The 953-nt window shown below is 42.3% G+C and carries 1 protein-coding gene; it reads left to right on the forward strand.

The features are described 5' to 3' along the window. Positions 1–953, forward strand: a 953-nt coding sequence (locus PVV69_RS09900; RefSeq protein WP_273757362.1) for a competence/damage-inducible protein A, incomplete at both ends; no start/stop codon positions are given.

Consider the following 953-nt stretch of genomic DNA (forward strand, 5'->3'; position numbering starts at 1 on the left):
TTTCAGGATGCGGCACGGCAATTGTCTGAGAGTATTGATCAGGTTATTCGTTCTGGAAAAATTGTGACCTATGATTTAGGAGGGGAAGCCTCTACTCGCCAAATGGTACACGCTGTTCTCAATTCTCTTGAAAATCCTGTTTCTGTTTGTCGAGCGGCAGTTATTACGGTTGGTGATGAACTCCTTTCAGGGCAATATTTGAATACGAATTTGCAGGATTTGAGTCAAAGCTTGGAAAAGAGGAACATTCAAGTAACACGCCATTTTGTTTGCGCTGATCAATTACAGCAAATATGCGAAACTGTGGTTGCTTGTTTGGGGCAAGAAGATCTCATCATTATCAGTGGGGGACTAGGACCAACATCTGACGATAAAACACGTGATGCGGTGGCTAAAGCTGTGAGACAACCTTTGATTCATCATGAAGATGTTTGGCAGACAATAAAAGCTCAGTTGGAGCGGTTAGGGATTGTACCGGATAGTCATAATGCGCGTCAAGCATTGTTTCCGCAGACGGCAAAAGTGCTTGATAATCCTACGGGTACAGCTCCTGGTTTTTACCTTTCTTGTGATGGAAGTTGTCTTGTGGTGTTGCCTGGTCCACCTACACAAGCTCTTGCCCTTTTAGAAGATTATTTACAACATGATGAGACGAAATATTCTCCTGTATCGCGTGCGCAATATGCATGGACTTTGATTGGAATTGACGAAAGTACTCTTGCGCATTGGGTTGATGATCATTTTGAAAATGAACCATTTGAACGGCATTTTTTATGGAAAAGCCCTTATGTTCTTGTACAATTGGTTGGTCAGTCATCAACGCCTTTGGCGGAGCATTTGATTGAAGAATTTGAAAATCATTTTCGCCCATATTTGGTTGGGGCAGAAATTACCACGGCTTACAAACAATTAGCAATGCACGCAGAAGTTCGTTGGTTAGCAAATGATCTTCA

The organism is Bartonella sp. MM73XJBT (genome assembly GCF_028618465.1).
Classification (GTDB): Bacteria; Pseudomonadota; Alphaproteobacteria; order Rhizobiales; family Rhizobiaceae; genus Bartonella.